This window comes from Aquabacterium sp. (assembly GCF_044226965.1).
GTDB lineage: Bacteria > Pseudomonadota > Gammaproteobacteria > Burkholderiales > Burkholderiaceae_C > Pseudaquabacterium.
The window spans coordinates 72,945-89,144 of the sequence record NZ_JBGAGA010000016.1 but is presented as its reverse complement, the minus strand read 5'-3'; the positions used below and the strand labels follow the sequence as shown (position 1 = coordinate 89,144).

General features: G+C 67.6%; 15 protein-coding genes and 1 tRNA gene. All 16 read right to left on the bottom strand.

Going from position 1 to position 16,200, the window contains the following annotated elements:
• Nucleotides 1-4 precede the first annotated feature (4 nt).
• The 16 genes from nuoG to tsaD all read right to left on the bottom strand — a co-directional run bounded on the left by nuoG (nt 5) and on the right by tsaD (nt 16,141).
• A complete protein-coding gene (nuoG, locus tag ACILR4_RS09920) occupies nt 5-2,329 on the bottom strand; it encodes an NADH-quinone oxidoreductase subunit NuoG (protein WP_395700684.1) in 2,325 nt (774 codons plus the stop codon).
• Nucleotides 2,330-2,341: 12 nt separating this feature from the next.
• Nucleotides 2,342-3,691: an NADH-quinone oxidoreductase subunit NuoF gene (gene nuoF, locus ACILR4_RS09915; RefSeq protein ID WP_395700683.1), complete on the bottom strand. Its 1,350-nt coding sequence runs from the start codon at nt 3,689-3,691 to the stop codon at nt 2,342-2,344.
• 8 nt (nt 3,692-3,699) lie between these two features.
• A complete protein-coding gene (gene nuoE, locus ACILR4_RS09910; protein WP_395700682.1) occupies nt 3,700-4,188 on the bottom strand; it encodes an NADH-quinone oxidoreductase subunit NuoE in 489 nt (162 codons plus the stop codon).
• A complete protein-coding gene (locus tag ACILR4_RS09905) occupies nt 4,185-5,438 on the bottom strand; it encodes an NADH-quinone oxidoreductase subunit D (RefSeq protein ID WP_395700681.1) in 1,254 nt (417 codons plus the stop codon). Before ACILR4_RS09905 ends, nuoE begins: the two co-directional genes overlap by 4 nt.
• Nucleotides 5,439-5,453: 15 nt before the next feature.
• A complete protein-coding gene (locus tag ACILR4_RS09900) occupies nt 5,454-6,053 on the bottom strand; it encodes an NADH-quinone oxidoreductase subunit C (protein ID WP_395700680.1) in 600 nt (199 codons plus the stop codon).
• 2 nt (nt 6,054-6,055) lie between these two features.
• On the bottom strand, nt 6,056-6,535 hold the full coding sequence (locus ACILR4_RS09895; RefSeq protein ID WP_137731778.1) for an NADH-quinone oxidoreductase subunit B family protein: 480 nt from the start codon (nt 6,533-6,535) through the stop codon (nt 6,056-6,058).
• A gap of 36 nt (nt 6,536-6,571) precedes the next feature.
• Nucleotides 6,572-6,931 carry an NADH-quinone oxidoreductase subunit A gene (locus ACILR4_RS09890; RefSeq protein WP_395700679.1) on the bottom strand — a complete coding sequence of 120 codons (360 nt, stop codon included), beginning with the start codon at nt 6,929-6,931 and terminating at the stop codon, nt 6,572-6,574.
• A gap of 156 nt (nt 6,932-7,087) precedes the next feature.
• Nucleotides 7,088-7,172: transfer RNA gene (locus tag ACILR4_RS09885), tRNA-Leu, on the bottom strand.
• A 192-nt stretch (nt 7,173-7,364) separates the two neighbouring features.
• The gene (gene secG / locus ACILR4_RS09880; RefSeq protein ID WP_395700678.1) at nt 7,365-7,778 is read right to left on the bottom strand and encodes a preprotein translocase subunit SecG; all 414 of its coding nucleotides are present in this window, start codon (nt 7,776-7,778) and stop codon (nt 7,365-7,367) included.
• Between the two features lie 43 nt (nt 7,779-7,821).
• Nucleotides 7,822-8,568, bottom strand: coding sequence for a triose-phosphate isomerase (tpiA, locus tag ACILR4_RS09875; protein ID WP_395700677.1), 747 nt, complete (start codon nt 8,566-8,568; stop codon nt 7,822-7,824).
• A 10-nt stretch (nt 8,569-8,578) separates the two neighbouring features.
• Nucleotides 8,579-9,571, bottom strand: coding sequence for an NAD(P)H-quinone oxidoreductase (locus tag ACILR4_RS09870; protein WP_395700676.1), 993 nt, complete (start codon nt 9,569-9,571; stop codon nt 8,579-8,581).
• Between the two features lie 18 nt (nt 9,572-9,589).
• Complete coding sequence (gene pnp, locus ACILR4_RS09865) at nt 9,590-11,932, bottom strand: polyribonucleotide nucleotidyltransferase (RefSeq protein ID WP_395700675.1); 2,343 nt, start codon at nt 11,930-11,932, stop codon at nt 9,590-9,592.
• Nucleotides 11,933-12,150: 218 nt separating this feature from the next.
• The gene (gene rpsO / locus ACILR4_RS09860) at nt 12,151-12,420 is read right to left on the bottom strand and encodes a 30S ribosomal protein S15 (RefSeq protein ID WP_395700674.1); all 270 of its coding nucleotides are present in this window, start codon (nt 12,418-12,420) and stop codon (nt 12,151-12,153) included.
• 143 nt (nt 12,421-12,563) lie between these two features.
• A complete protein-coding gene (locus tag ACILR4_RS09855) occupies nt 12,564-13,715 on the bottom strand; it encodes a pyridoxal phosphate-dependent aminotransferase (protein ID WP_395700673.1) in 1,152 nt (383 codons plus the stop codon).
• Nucleotides 13,716-13,737: 22 nt separating this feature from the next.
• Nucleotides 13,738-15,030 carry a branched-chain amino acid ABC transporter substrate-binding protein gene (locus ACILR4_RS09850; RefSeq protein ID WP_395700672.1) on the bottom strand — a complete coding sequence of 431 codons (1,293 nt, stop codon included), beginning with the start codon at nt 15,028-15,030 and terminating at the stop codon, nt 13,738-13,740.
• Between the two features lie 76 nt (nt 15,031-15,106).
• Nucleotides 15,107-16,141 carry a tRNA (adenosine(37)-N6)-threonylcarbamoyltransferase complex transferase subunit TsaD gene (gene tsaD / locus ACILR4_RS09845; protein ID WP_395700671.1) on the bottom strand — a complete coding sequence of 345 codons (1,035 nt, stop codon included), beginning with the start codon at nt 16,139-16,141 and terminating at the stop codon, nt 15,107-15,109.
• Between the last annotated feature and the right edge of the window lie 59 nt (nt 16,142-16,200).

Genomic DNA, 16,200 nt, shown 5'->3' with positions numbered 1-16,200 from the left:
ATGCTCAGGCCTTCTCGATGCTGATCGGGCCGAACATCGCGCCCAGGCCGGCGGTGTCGGGATGACCGGCCGGCACCCTGACCGCCAGCGGCGCAAGCGTCGCGTCCTCACGCACCGGCAGCACGGCACTGGCCCCGCCTTGCGAGACGCGCAGCTTCTGGCCCGCCTGCAGGCCCAACTGCTGCCATTGCACGCTGCTGACGCTGACCACCGGCGCACGCGCATCGGCCGTTTGCTGCAGCGAGCCGGCGCGCCGCACCAGCGCGTCGGCGCTGTAGATCGGCACATCGGCAATGCGCTCGAGCGCGCCGGATGCGGCGGCCGGCAGCGTGATGGCGACATCGCTCCGGTTGGTCAGGCGCGCTGCCACGGTCGCCTCGTCGCCCAGTGCCTCGGCACGCACCTCGTCGGCCGTCTCCTGGTTGAAGCCGGCCAGGCCCAGCAGGTTGCCGAGCACGCGCAACACCTTCCAGGCCGGACGCGTCTCGCCCAGCGGCTTGACCACGCCGTGGAAACCCTGCACGCGGCCTTCGGCATTGACGAAGGTGCCCGCGGTCTCGGTGAACGGGGCAATCGGCAGCAGCACGTCGGCGTTTTCGACCGCGGCATCCTCGAAGGAGGTCAGCGCAACGACCAGGCCGGCACCGGCCATCGCAGCCCTTGCTGCCGCGGCATCGGCCGCATCGAGCGCAGGCTCGACATCCAGCAGCAGCAGCGCCTTCATCGGCTGGCTCAGCATCTGGCCGGCATTCAGCCCGCCCTCGCCCGGCAGCGCATTGACCAACTGGGCGCCGACGCTGTTGGCAGCCTCGCCGAGATAGCCGACCGAGGCGCCGGTGTGCACGCCGATCCACTGCGCCAGGGCCAGCAGCAGGCCGGCCTGCGGGTGCTGCGCGGCGGCATTGCCGAGCAGGATGGCCTTGCGCTCGCCGGACAGCAGCGCGTTGGCCACCGCCTGCGCCGGGGCGTTCACCAGCGCGTTGGCCGGTGCCGCAACGCCCTTGGCCGTGGCGACATAACCCGCAATGTCAGCGAGTGCCTGGGCCCAGCCGCTCGGTGCGGCGGTCAGGCGCACGGCCACGGGCAGCGCCCAGTCGTCATGCACGGCATTCAGGCTCAGCACCTGGGCGCCCTTGCGCGCGGCCTGGCGGATGCGCTGCGCGAACAGCGGATGGTCCTTGCGCAGGAACGAGCCGACGACGAACGCGCGGTCCAGGCTGGACAGCGACGCGATGCTCTGGCCGAGCCAGCGCGCCTGGCCCGCCGGCGCGGCATTCGCGAAATCGGCATGGCGCGTGCGCACGTCGATGCTCTGGCTGCCGAAGCCCCGCACCAGCTTGGCCAGCAGGTGCAGTTCCTCCACCGTGCGGTGCGGCGAGGCCACGGCGCCGATCGCTGCCGTGCCGTGCTCGGCCTTCACCCGCTTCAGGCCATCGGCCACGTAGCCGAGTGCGGTGTTCCAGTCGACGGCCTTCCATTGGCCGCCCTGCTTGATCATCGGCGTCTTCAGCCGCTTCGGGCTGTTCAGCGCTTCGTAGCTGAAGCGGTCACGGTCGGCGATCCAGCATTCGTTGACGTCCTCGTTCTCGAGCGGGACGACGCGCATCACCTGGTTGTTCTTGACCTGCACGATGAGGTTCGCGCCGGTCGAATCATGCGGGCTCACGCTCTTGCGGCGCGACAGCTCCCAGGTCCGGGCCGAATAGCGGAAGGGCTTGCTGGTGAGCGCGCCGACCGGGCAGATGTCGATCATGTTGCCCGACAGCTCGGAATCGACCGACTGGCCGACGAAGGTGCTGATCTCGCTGTGCTCGCCACGGTGCTGCATGCCCAGTTCCATGATCCCGGCCACTTCCTGGCCGAAACGCACGCAACGGGTGCAGTGGATGCAGCGGCTCATCTCTTCCATCGAGATCAGCGGGCCGACGTTCTTGTGGAACACGACGCGCTTCTCTTCCTGGTAGCGCGAAGCACTGCCGCCGTAGCCGACGGCCAGGTCCTGCAGTTGGCATTCGCCGCCCTGGTCGCAGATCGGACAGTCGAGCGGGTGATTGATGAGCAGGAACTCCATCACCGACTTCTGCGCCTTCAGCGCCTTGTCGCTCTTGGTACGGACGATCATGCCCTGCGTGACCGGCGTGGCGCAGGCCGGCATCGGCTTGGGCGCCTTCTCGATGTCCACCAGGCACATGCGGCAGTTGGCCGCGATGCTGAGCTTCTTGTGGTAGCAGAAGTGCGGAATGGTGGTGCCGGCAGCGTCGGCCGCATGCATCACCATGCTGCCTTCGGACACCGAGACCTTCTTGCCGTCGAGTTCGATTTCGATCATGTGCGGCTCGGATTAGACGTACGCAGGCACAACGCAGCGCTTGTGCTCGATGTGATGCACGAATTCGTCGCGGAAATGCTTCAGCATCCCGCGCACCGGCATCGCCGCTGCATCGCCCAACGCGCAAATGGTGCGGCCCATGATGTTCTCGGCCACCGAATCGAGCAGCGCCAGGTCATCGGCGCGACCTTCGCCATGCTCGATGCGGTTGACCAGGCGCCACAGCCAGCCGGTGCCCTCGCGGCACGGCGTGCACTGGCCGCAGGATTCATGGGTGTAGAAGTAGGACAGGCGCAGCAGGCTCTTGACCATGCAGCGGGTCTCGTCCATCACGATCACCGCGCCCGAGCCCAGCATCGAGCCGGCCTTGGCGATGGAGTCGTAATCCATCGTGCAGTCCATCATCACCGCGGCCGGCAGCACCGGCGCGGACGAGCCGCCGGGGATCACCGCCTTGAGCTTCTTGCCGCCCTTCACGCCGCCGGCGAGTTCGAGGATCTTCGCGAACGGCGTGCCCAGCGGGATCTCGTAGTTGCCCGGACGCTCGACGTCACCGACCATCGAGAAGATCTTGGTGCCGCCGTTGTTCGGCTTGCCGCACTCGAGGTAGGCCTGGCCGCCGTTGCGGATGATCCAGGGCACCGCGGCAAAGGTCTCGGTGTTGTTGATCGTCGTCGGCTTGCCATAGAGGCCGAAGCTGGCCGGGAACGGCGGCTTGAAGCGCGGCTGGCCCTTCTTGCCTTCCAGCGATTCGAGCAGCGCGGTTTCCTCGCCGCAGATGTAGGCGCCGAAACCATGGTGCGCATGCAGCTGGAAGCTGTAGCCCGAACCGAGGATGTTGTTGCCCAGGTAGCCGGCGGCGCGGGCTTCCTCGAGCGCCTGTTCGAAGCGTTCGTAGATCTCGAAGATCTCGCCGTGGATGTAGTTGTAGCCGACCGAGATGCCCATCGCGTAGGCCGCGATGATCATGCCCTCGATCACGATGTGCGGGTTGTAGGCGAGGATGTCGCGGTCCTTGCAGGTGCCGGGCTCGCCTTCGTCGCTGTTGCACACCAGGTACTTCTGCACCGGCAGCGCCCGCGGCATGAAGCTCCACTTCAGGCCGGTGGGGAAGCCGGCACCACCGCGGCCGCGCAGGCCGGAACCCTTGACTTCGGCAATCACCTGGTCGGGGGTCATGCCGCCCGAACTTGCACCATCAGCGGCCAGGATCTTGCGCAAGGCCTGGTAGCCGCCGCGCGCTTCATAGTCCTTCAGGCGCCAGTTGCTGCCGTCCAGCCCGGCATAGATCTGCGGATTGATGTGGCGGTCGTGGAAGCAGGTCTCCACACCCTTGGCTTGAAACTTCGACAGGTCCAGCATGGTCGCGCTCACTTGGCCTGCGCCTTCAAGGTGTCGATCAGCTGGTCGAGCCGGTCGTTGCTCATGTAGCTGACCATCTGGCGGTCGTTGACCAGCATCACCGGCGCGTCGGCGCAGGCGCCGAGGCACTCGCACTTCTGCACCGTGAACAGCCCGTCCGGCGTGGTGCCGCCGTCCTCGATGCCGAGCTTGTGGCACAGGTGCTCGAGCGCCTTCTGCCCGTCACGCAACTGGCACGGCAGGTTGGTGCAGACGTTGAGCTTGAACTGCCCCACCGGCTGCTGGTTGTACATGTTGTAGAACGTGGTGACCTCGTGCACCGCGATCGCCGGCATGCCGAGGTAGTCGGCCACGGCGGCCTCGGCCTCGGCCGAGACCCAGCCCTGCTCCTGTTGCACGATGGACAGGCAGGCCATCACGGCCGACTGCTTCTGGTCGGCCGGGTACTTGGCCACTTCACGCGCGAAGCGCGCGCGGGTTGCGTCGGAAAGCGTCATCTGTCGATCTCGCCAAACACGATGTCCATCGTGCCGATGATGGCCACGGCATCGGCAATCATGTGGCCGCGCGACATCTCGTCGAGCGCGGCCAGGTGGGCAAATCCGGGCGCCCGGATCTTCAGGCGGTAGGGCTTGTTCGCGCCGTCGCTGACGAGGTAGATGCCGAACTCGCCCTTCGGGTGCTCGACCGCCGCATAGGCCTCGCCCTCGGGCACGTGGAAGCCTTCGGTGAAGAGCTTGAAGTGGTGGATCAGCTCTTCCATGTTGGACTTCATGTCCACACGCGGCGGCGGCGCCACCTTGTGGTTGTCGGTGATCACCGGGCCCGGGTTCTTGCGCAGCCACTCCACGCACTGGCGGATGATGCGATTGGACTGGCGCATCTCCTCGACCCGCACCAGGTAGCGGTCGTAGGTATCGCCGTTCACCCCCAGCGGGATGTCGAAGTCCATCTTGTCGTAGACGTCGTAGGGCTGGTTCTTGCGCAGGTCCCAGGCGATGCCCGAGCCGCGCAGCATCGCCCCGGTGAAGCCCAGGCTCAACGCACGCTCGGGGCTGACGACGCCAATGCCCACGGTGCGCTGCTTCCAGATGCGGTTGTCGGTGAGCAGGGTTTCATATTCGTCGACCATGCCGGGGAAGCGCTGCGCGAAGTCGTCGATGAAGTCGAGCAGCGAGCCACCGCGGTTGGCGTTCAGCGCCTTGATGGCCCGCTCGTTCTTGATCTTGCTGACCTTGTACTGCGGCATCACGTCCGGCAGGTCGCGGTACACGCCGCCCGGGCGGAAGTAGGCCGCGTGCATGCGCGCGCCGGACACGGCCTCGTACATGTCGAACAGATCTTCCCGCTCGCGGAAGCAGTAGATCAGCATGTTCATCGCGCCGCAGTCCAGGCCATGGCAGCCGAGCCACAGCAGGTGGTTCAGCAGGCGGGTGATCTCGGCGAACATCACGCGGATGTACTGCGCGCGAACCGGCACCTCGATGCCCAGCAGCTTCTCGATCGCCAGGCAGTACGCATGCTCGTTGCACATCATCGACACGTAGTCGAGACGGTCCATGTACGGCAGCGACTGGATGAAGGTCTTGCTCTCGGCCAGCTTCTCGGTGGCGCGGTGCAGCAGGCCGATGTGCGGGTCGGCACGCTGGATGACTTCGCCATCCAGCTCGAGCACGAGGCGCAGGACGCCGTGCGCCGCAGGGTGCTGCGGGCCGAAGTTCAGCGTGTAGTTCTTGATCTCAGCCATGGTTGTGGTCCGGACTCAGTGCAGACCGCCGTAGTTGTCTTCGCGGATGATGCGTGGCGTGATCTCGCGCGGCTCGATCGTCACCGGCTGGTAGATCACGCGCTTCTGCTCGGCGTCATAGCGCATCTCGACGTGGCCCGACACCGGAAAGTCCTTGCGCAGCGGGTGGCCGATGAAGCCATAGTCGGTGAGGATGCGGCGCAGGTCGACGTGACCATCGAAGATGACGCCCAGCATGTCGAAGGCCTCGCGCTCGAACCAGTTGGCCGAGCTCCAGAGCTCGTTGAGCGAAGCGACCACCGGCACGTCGTCGTCTGGCGCGAACACCTTCAGGCGCACGCGCCAGTTCAGGCTCACCGACAGCAGGTGCGACACCACGCAGTAGCGCGGCCCCTCCCAGGGTTGGTCCTTGTAGCTGCTGTAGTCGAGCGCGCAGAGGTCGATCAGCTGCTCGAACTTCAGTGCCTTGTCGTCGCGCAGTGTCTTCGCGGCGCCGAGGTAGTCATCGGCGGCCACGGTGATCGTGATCTCGCCACGCTCGCGCTTCAGGCTCTTGATGGTGTCGCCAAGGGCGGCTTGCAGTGCGGCTTGCAGGGTGTCGAGGCGCTGCGTCATGGTCAGGCCCGCGCAATCGTGTTTTCACGGCGGATCTTGGCCTGCAGCTGCAGGATGCCGTAGAGCAAGGCTTCCGCCGTCGGCGGGCAGCCCGGCACGTACACGTCCACCGGCACGATGCGATCGCAGCCGCGCACCACCGAGTAGCTGTAGTGGTAGTAGCCGCCGCCGTTGGCGCAGGAGCCCATGCTCAGCACCCAGCGCGGCTCGGCCATCTGGTCGTACACCTTGCGCAGCGCCGGGCCCATCTTGTTGCACAGCGTGCCCGCCACGATCATCAGGTCGCTTTGCCGCGGGCTGGGCCGGAACAGCATGCCGAAACGGTCGATGTCATAACGCGCGGCGCCCGCATGCATCATCTCCACCGCGCAGCAGGCGAGGCCGAAGGTCATCGGCCACAACGAACCGGTCTTGGACCAGTTGATCAGCTTGTCGACCGAGGTGGTGACGAAGCCTTCCTTCAGAACGCCTTCAATACCCATGACTGGAATCCCCGTGTGCTGTGACGACGCTGCCGCTCATTCCCAGTCCAGCGCGCCCTTCTTCCACTCGTAGATGAAACCGACGACGAGGATCGCCAGGAAGATCATCATCGCCCAGAAGCCGGTGCCGCCGATGTCCTTCAGCGACACGGCCCACGGGAAGAGGAAGGCGATCTCGAGATCGAACAGGATGAACAGGATCGCCACCAGGTAGTAGCGAACGTCGAACTTCATGCGGGCGTCTTCGAAGGCTTCGAAGCCGCACTCATAGGGGCTGTTCTTCTGGGCATCCGGCCGGTTGGGGCCGAACACGAACCCCAGCACCTGCGGCGCGACGCCGACACCGACACCGACCAGGATGAACAGGATGACAGGGAGGTACTGTTGCAGGTCCATGGTCGGCGTGAGGGCGTGAGGTCAGAAACAGATCCGGCCATGAAAATGGCGCGCCGCCCGCAACATCGGATGTTGCCTGCGGAGCGCCCTTGATGCTCCCTGCCTGCAGGGCGCTCGAAGCCAGGCACCGGATAAGGACCTGAACCTCGATGAACCTGGTGCCGTCGGCGAGACTCGAACTCGCACAGCTTTCGCCACTACCCCCTCAAGATAGCGTGTCTACCAATTTCACCACGACGGCATCTTGATGAACCCACGGCATACGCGCCAGGGCCATCAGGCGTTCAGGTGGCATGAGGAATAGCGCCCTGAACAGCCAAAGATTCTAATCCGAAATGTTCACGTTTCCCCGGGGTGCCAGGCAAATGATGGGCCTGCGCTACGCAAGGGCTGGTGCTTTGCGCCGACGCAAGACGGCCGCCGGCGCGCGGCCTCACTTGGCCGGAATGGCACCCGCGGATGCCGCCGTTGCCGGCGCGGCCTGCGATGCGGCAGGCGCCGCCACGGACGGGATCGCCGCACCGCCAGGAGCCGAAGCCGCGCTCGCGGCCGGTGCCACGCGGTCGAGCACGCTGGTGTTCGCGCTGGCGGCCGGTGCACGCGCGTTGTCGCCACTGTTGAAGTAGGCCATCGCCAGCGTGCAGATGAAGAAGACCGCCGCGCAGATGGCGGTCGAGCGCGACAGGAAGTTCGCGCTGCCGCTGGCACCGAACAGGCTGCCCGAGGCGCCGCTGCCGAACGAGGCGCCCATGTCGGCCCCCTTGCCGTGCTGCACCAGCACCAGGCCGATCATGCCCAGCGCGGCCAGCAACTGGAGCACCAGCACCAGGTTCATCCAGATCTGCATGTTGTGTTTTCTCCTGAATCCTAGAAAGCGCGCTGCCGCGAGATCACGCGGCGGCGCGGCAGATGGCGACGAAGTCGGCGGCCTTCAAGCTGGCACCGCCGATCAGCCCGCCATCGATGTCGGGCTGCGCGAACAGCGTGGCCGCGTTGTCGGGCTTGACGCTGCCGCCGTAAAGAATCTTCATGCCCGCCGCATGCGCCGTGGCGGCCTGCAGCTGCGCGCGCAGCAGCGCGTGCACGGCCTGGGCCTGCTCCGGCGTGGCGGTGCGGCCGGTGCCAATGGCCCACACCGGCTCGTAGGCCACGACCATCTCGCCGGCGCAATGACCCAAGGTGTGGATCACTGCCGAGAGCTGGCGCTTGACCACCGCATCGGTCTCACCGGCCTCGCGCTGCGCCAGCGTCTCGCCTACGCACACAATGGGCGTTATGCCGCGCGCCAGCGCGGCCCGGGCCTTGTCGGCCACCAGCTGGTCGCTTTCCTGGTGGTACTGGCGGCGCTCGCTGTGACCGACGATGACGTAGCGGCAACCGAACTCGGCCAGCATGCCGACCGAGACCTCGCCCGTGTACGAGCCCTGGTCGTGCGCCGAGCAGTCCTGCGCACCCCAGCGGATGTCGCTGGCGGCCAGTGCCACCGCGGTTTCCGAGAGGTACGGAAACGGCACGCACACCGCCACGTCGCAGGCGAAGGGCCGCGCACCGGTGATGCCCGCCAGCAGTTCGGCATTGGCCGAGTGGCTGCCGTGCATCTTCCAGTTGCCGGCCACGAGTTTGCGTCGCGCGCTCATCACGTCTCCTTCAAGCCTTCCAGTCGAGCACGATCTTGCCGACGTGCTCGCTGGACTCCATCAACGCGTGCGCGGCGGCAGCCTGCGCGGCGGGGAACACCTTGTTGATGACCGGCTTGATGCGTCCGGCCTCGATCAGCGGCCACACGTGCGTGCGCAGCGACGCCGCGATCGCACCCTTGAACGCGACCGGACGCGGACGCAGCGTGGAACCGGTGATCGTGAGGCGCCGACGCAGCACCTCGCCCGCATTGACCTCGCTCTTCGTGCCACCCTGCACCGCGATGATCACGATGCGGCCATCGTCGGCCAGGCACTGCACTTCGCGCGCGACATAGGCCCCGGCCACCATGTCCAGCACCACGTCGGCACCCTTGCCATCGGTGGCCGCCTTGACCTCGGCGACGAAGTCCTGCGTCTTGTAGTTGATGCCGACATCGGCGCCGAGTGCGCAGCAGGCGGCGACCTTGTCGTCGCTGCCGGCGGTGACGATGACGCGCGCACCGAAAGCCTTGCCCAGCTGGATCGCGGTGACGCCGATGCCGCTGGAGCCGCCCTGGACCAGCAGCGTTTCGCCGGCCTGCAAGCGACCGCGATCGAACACGTTGGACCAGACGGTGAAGAAGGTCTCGGGCAGGCTCGCGGCCTCGACATCCGTCAAGCCCGCAGGCACCGGCAGCGCCTGCGGAATCGGCACCACGCAAAGCTCGGCATAGCCGCCGCCGGCGACCAGCGCGCACACGCGGTCGCCGATCTTGAAGCCGGCTGCGGCCAGCGCGGTCGCGTCACCGTCTTCCACCGTGCCGGCGATCTCCAGACCCGGCAGATCAGAGGCCCCCGGAGGCGGGGCATAGGCGCCCTTGCGCTGGAGCACGTCCGGCCGGTTGATGCCGGAAGCACTGACCCTGACCAGCATCTCGCCGGCACCGGGCACCGGATCGGGACGCGTGGTCTCGACCAGCACCTCGGGCGCACCAAAGCCGTTGAGTCCGATCGCACGCATGGCGTCTGCTCCCGCCGCTCAGGACTGCTGCGGATCGTTGCCTTGCGGCTCGGCCGCGGGCGCGGGCGCCGGCGCTGACACGGCCGCGCCATGGCTGTCGCTGTCAGCCTCCACGCCGCCTTCGGCCTCACGGGGCGCGCTCTCGGCACGTTCCGGACGCTCGCTGCGCTCGCGGCGCGGCGGACGATCGCCTCGGTCACGACGCTCGCCGCGCTCGGGACGGTCACCGCGCGGTGCGCGCTCGAAACGCTCTTCCTCGTAGCCCTCGGGCTTGTCGAGCAGCGCCTTCATCGACAGCTTGATGCGACCCTTCTCGTCGGTCTCGAGCACCTTGACCTTGACGATCTGGCCTTCCTCCAGGAAATCGGTGACCTTCTCGACCCGCTGGTGCGCGATCTGGCTGATGTGCAGGAGGCCGTCCTTGCCGGGCAGGATGTTGACCAGCGCACCGAAGTCCAGGATCTTGGTGACCGGGCCTTCGTAGACCTTGCCGATCTCGGCCTCGGCGGTGATCTCCTCGATGCGCTTCTTCGCGTGCGCCGCCTTGTCGGCGTCGGTCGAGGCGATGGTGATCGTGCCGTCTTCGGCGATGTCGATCGTCGTGCCGGTTTCTTCGGTCAGCGCGCGGATGGTCGCGCCGCCCTTGCCGATCACGTCGCGGATCTTCTCCGGGTTGATCTTCATCGTGTAGAGGCGCGGCGCGAACTGCGAGACCTCGGTCTTGGCCTCGCCCACGGCTTCCTGCATCTTGCCGAGGATGTGCATGCGGGCTTCCTTGGCCTGGGCCAGCGCGACCTGCATGATCTCCTTCGTGATGCCCTGGATCTTGATGTCCATCTGCAGGGCCGTCACGCCGGCGGTGGTGCCGGCCACCTTGAAGTCCATGTCGCCGAGGTGATCCTCGTCGCCCAGGATGTCGGTCAGCACCGCGAAGCGGTTGCCTTCCTTGATCAGGCCCATCGCGATGCCGGCCACGTGCGCCTTCATCGGCACGCCGGCGTCCATCAGGCTCAGGCAGCCACCGCACACCGAGGCCATCGACGACGAGCCGTTGGACTCGGTGATCTCGGAGACCACGCGGATCGAGTACGGGAAGTCTTCCTTGCTCGGCAGCGCCGCAATCAGTGCGCGCTTGGCGAGGCGGCCGTGGCCGATCTCGCGCCGCTTCGGGCTGCCGACGCGGCCGGTCTCGCCGGTGGCGAACGGGGGCATGTTGTAGTGGAGCATGAAGCGCTCCTCGAACTCGCCGGCCAGCGCGTCGATGCGCTGCGCGTCGCGGTCGGTGCCCAGCGTGGCGATCACCAGCGCCTGGGTCTCGCCGCGCGTGAACAGCGCCGAGCCGTGGGTGCGCGGCAACACGCCGGTGCGGATCTCGATCGGGCGCACCGTGCGGGTGTCGCGGCCGTCGATGCGCGGCTCCCCGGCGAGGATCTGGCTCCGCACGATGCGCGCCTCGATCTCGAACAGCAGGCCTTCGACCTCGACCTTGTCGAACTCGAGGCCCTCGGCCTTCAGCGCGGCCATCACATTGGCGCTGGCTTCGCGGCAGGCCTGCGTGCGGGCCTGCTTGCTGCGGATCTGGTAGGCCGCGCGCAGCGGGCCTTCGGCCAGCTCGTTCACCTTGGCGATGAACGGCTCGTTCTTCGCCGGGGCCTGCCATTGCCACTCGGGCTTGCCGGCATCGCGCACCAGCTCGTGGATGGCGTTGACCGCGATGTTGCCCTGCTCATGGCCGAAGACCACGGCGCCCAGCATCACTTCCTCGCTCAGCTGGTCGGCTTCGGATTCGACCATGAGCACCGCGGCTTCGGTGCCGGCGACGACCAGGTCCATCTTCGAATCGGCGAGCAGAGTCTTGCCCGGGTTCAGCACGTACTCGCCATTGATGTAGCCGACGCGCGCGGCGCCGATCGGGCCGTTGAACGGGATGCCCGAGACCGACAGCGCGGCGCTGGTGGCGATCATCGCGGCGATGTCGGCCTGCACCTCGGGGTTCAGGCTCAGCACGTGGATGACGACCTGGACTTCGTTGAAGAAGCCCTCGGGGAACAGCGGACGGATCGGACGGTCGATCAGGCGCGAGGTCAGCGTTTCCAGCTCGCTCGGGCGGCCTTCGCGCTTGAAGAAGCTGCCCGGGATCTTGCCGGCGGCATAGGTCTTCTCGATGTAGTCGACGGTCAGCGGGAAGAAGTCCTGGCCGGCCTTGGCCTCGGTGCGGGCGACGACGGTGGCCAGCACCACCGTGCCCTCGATGTCGACGACCACGGCGCCGGTGGACTGGCGCGCGATCTCGCCGGTTTCCATCGTGACCTGGTGCGGTCCCCACTGGAAGGTCTTGGTGACTTTGTTGAACATGCTCATGCGGATGTCTCCGGTTGTGGAACGGCGGCGCTGGGATGCGGTGGCGCCGGCAGGTTCACCGGGAGCGCTGAAGGCCGCTCAGCGGCATGCCATTCCAACGGTGTCCGGACCTGCGGGCAACGGTGGAATGACACAGCAGCGACTGGTGCGGCACGCTCCAAAGACGAAAGAGCCTTGACTGGCAGGACCAGCTCAAGGCTCTTCGTGTCATGCGTGGCTTACTTGCGCAGGCCGAGCTTCTGGATCAGCGCGGTATAGCGGTCCGCGTCCTTGCCCTTCAGGTAGTCCAGCAGCTTGCGCCGGCGGCTCACCATCCTCAGCAGGCCGCGACGGCCATGGTGGTCCTTCAAGTGGGTCTTGAAGTGGGGGGTCAGTTCGTTGATGCGGGCGGTCAGCAGCGCCACTTGCACTTCCGGCGAGCCGGTATCGTTGGCGGCGCGTGCGTTGGACTTGACGATCTCGGCCCGGTTGATATTGGCCACGGACATGTTGGTGTTCCTGGATGTGGAAGCCGCACAGTCCGGCCCCGTTGCTTCAGGCCGATGCGGTTTCCGGTTGCCACTTGCGGCAGCGGGTGAAACCGACCCGCGCCGTGCTTGATTCGCACCTTGGAAGGTGCAAAACCCGCGGATTATAGGCCCAAAGCGGATTTCAGCCGCAGCACGCCCTGGTCGAGCCGCGCAGGGTCGCGCGAGGCGAAGCACCAGCGCAGCCAGCCCTCGCCCTCGTCACCGAAGGCCGCGCCAGGCGCCAGGCCCAGCCCATGCTCGGCCACCAGTCGCTTGGCGCAGGCCAGCGAATCGGTGGCACCGGGCATCTGCAGGAAGGCGTACATGCCCCCGTCGGGCACGGCCAGCCGCACGCCGGGCAAGGCGAGCAGCGCCTGGCACAGCCGGTCGCGGCAAGCCTGCAGATGGCTGACCAGCGCCGGCACCGCCTGCTCGGCCTCTGCCAGCGCGGCCAGGCCGCCGCGCTGCACGAACACCGGCGCGCAGGAGCTGTTGAACTCGATCAGCTTGCCCATGGCGTCGAGGTGGCCCTCGGGCAGCACCAGCCAGCCCAGGCGCCAGCCGGTCATCAGGAAGCTCTTGGAGAAGCTGTGCACCACCACCAGCCGGTCCTGCGGCGTGGCCAGGTCCAGGAAGCTCGGTGCCGCGCGACCCGGCCCGAACCACACGCGCTCGTAGACCTCGTCGGCAACGATCCAGGTGCCGGTGCGCCGGCAATGGTCGAGCAGCGCCTGCTGCTCGGCGCGTGTCAGCGTCCAACCGGTGGGGTTGTTCGGCGCGTTCAGCAGCAGCACGCGGGTGGCGGGCGTCACCGCGTCGAGCACGCGCTGCAGGTCCAACCGCCAGGCGCCCTGAACATCGGGCGCCAGCGGCACGCGCCGCACCTGCGCGCCCAGGATGGCGGGTTGCGCCGGCAGGTTCGGCCACACCGGCGCGATCACGACCACCTCGTCGCCGGCGCCGACCAGCAATTGCATCGCCAGCATCAGCGCGGTGACGCCGGAGGACGTCACCGCGATGCGGTCTTCGCCCGGGTCGCCATGCAAGCCGGCGGTATAGGCGCGCAGCGCGTCGCGCAACTCGGCCAACCCGAGGTTGTGCGAGTAGAAGGTCTCGCCGCGCGCCAGGGATTCGGCCGCGGCGCGGCGCACGCTGTCGGGCGTGACTTCGTCGCTCTCGCCGAACCAGAAGGCCAGCACGTCGTTGCGGCCCATGCCGGCATTGGCCACCTCGCGGATCTTCGAGGCCGGCAGATCGCGGATCAGTTCGCGCATCGTCATCGTCTCCGGCAGCCGATCAATCCGGCCGCGTCATCTTGCAGTTGGAAGGCAGCTCGGCCTGGCGAGCGTCCAGCCGGCGCAGCGTGCGAAAGCCGTAGCCCGAGCCTTCGACATCGTGCTGCACGCCAGCTGCGCCCTGCTTGTCCATCACGCTGACGTAGAGCGGCTGCTGGAACTGGTGGTCCTCGGCGCGCATCCAGCCTTCGTGCACGCCGCCCAGCGGCGCGGCATCGAGTTTCAGGCCTTCGAGGGCGCGCGCCACCGCGGTCGCCTCCGTGCTGCGGGCACGCTCGATCGCCTGCACCAGCAGTTCGATCATCGCCTGCATGCGGGCATGCAGGTAGTCGTCCTTCGGATCGGGAAAGCGCTGGTGAAAGCGCTCGACCAGCGCGTCCGAGGCCGCGCCGCCGGCATTCGGGTGCCATTCGGCCACCGCCAGCACCGCGCCGACGCCGGCCTCGCCGAGAACGCCCGGCACGCCCAGCGCATTGCCGTAGAAGGTGTAGAACTTGACCGGCACGCCGAGCTCGCGCACCGCCTTCACCAGCAAGGTCAGGTCGTTGCCCCAGTTGCCGGTGACCACGGCCTGCGCACCGCTCGCGCGGATCTTGGTGGCATAGGGCAGGAAGTCCTTGACCCGGCCCATCGGGTGCAACTCGTCGCCGACGATCTGGATGTCGGGCCGGCGCGCCTCGATCATCGCGCGCGCCTGTTTCGCCACGTACTGGCCGAAGCTGTAGTCCTGGCCGATCAGGTACACGCGCTGCAAGGCGCGGTCATCCTTCAGCACCGACATCAGGGCTGCCAGCCGCATGTCGGCATGGGCGTCGAAGCGGAAGTGCCAGAAGCTGCAGCGCTCGTTCGTCAGCGCGGGTTCGACGGCCGAGTAATTCAGCAGCAAGGCGCGGCGACCGGGCTCGCGATCGTTGTGCTTGTTCAGCGCCTCGATCAAGGCCGATGCCACGGCCGAACTGTTGCCCTGCAGGATGAAGCCGATTCGCTGGTCCACCGCGTTGCGCAGAAGGCCCAGTGCCTCCTCCGAACTGCCCTTGCTGTCCATGCGCAGCAGTTCCAGCGGCCGGCTGCCACCGGGCAGGCGCACGCCACCGCGCTGGTTGACACGTTCCACCGCCCACAGCAGGTTGCGGAAGACGGCTTCGCCGGCATTGGCGAAGGCGCCCGACAGGCCTTCGATCAGCGCCAGCCTGATCGGCGACACCGCCGGCTCGGCCGCCGCAGCCAGGCGGGAGGACAGGGCGGCCAGCGGCGCCAGTACAAGGCCCCGGCGGGCCAGGAAATCACGTGTCATCAGCAGAGAAAGAGAGTCCTGGAAACGAGAATGCCGCTGCCAATTGCAGCGGCATGGGTCAAGCGAAGGATACAGGTCAACTGATCTCGGCCAGCGGCCAGCGTGGCCGCACGTCGAAGGCATAGTCCTTCGTGGCCTGCGAGGCGCCGGCTGCCAGCCGCATCGCCGCGGCCAGCGCGATCATCGCGCCGTTGTCGGTGCAAAGCGCCAGCTCAGGGTAGTGCACCCGCCAGCCGCGGCGTGCGGCGGCCTCGTCCAGCTGCCGCCTCAATTCTGCGTTAGCGCCGACGCCACCCGAGACCACCAGCCGCTTCAGCCCGGCGGTCTTCAGCGCATTCAGCGCCTTCTTCACCAGCACCTCGACGATCGCGGCTTGCGTGGAGGCCGCCAGGTCGGCCACCTGCGCCGCCGTGGGCTCGGGCCCGAGCTTGCGGTGCTGCGTCAGCACCGCGGTCTTCAGGCCGGCGAAGGAAAAGTCGAGGTCGCCGCTGTGCAGCAGCGGGCGCGGCAAGGCATACGCATCCGCCCTGCCCTGCGTGGCCAGCCGTGCCAGCGCCGGCCCGCCGGGATAGCCCAGGCCCAGCAGCTTGGCCGACTTGTCGAAGGCCTCGCCAGCCGCATCGTCGATCGTCTCGCCCAGCAATTCGTAGGATCCCACCGCGTCCACCCGCATCAGCTGGGTGTGCCCGCCCGACACCAGCAGCGCGACGAACGGGAACTCGGGCGGGTCGGCCGACAGGAAAGGCGACAGCAGGTGCCCTTCGAGGTGGTGCACGCCCAAGGTCGGCCTGCCCAGCGCTGCGGCCAGCGCGCAGGCCACACCGGCGCCGACCAGCAGCGCGCCGGCCAGTCCCGGCCCGCGGGTGAAGGCCACCACGTCGACCTCGTCCAGCGTGCTGCCGGCCTGCGCGAGCACCTCGCGCGCCAGGGGCAGCACGCGGCGGATGTGGTCGCGCGAGGCCAGCTCGGGCACCACCCCGCCATAGGCCTGGTGCATCTGCACCTGGGTGTGCAGCGCGTGTGCACGCAATCGCGGCACGCCATTGCCCAGGCTGCTGACCAGCGCCACGCCGGTTTCGTCGCAGGAAGACTCGATGCCCAGCACATTCATCGGGCCGCAGTGTAGGGCCCGCGCTCCAGCGGCGCGGCAGGCCACTGGCTCGGATGTTG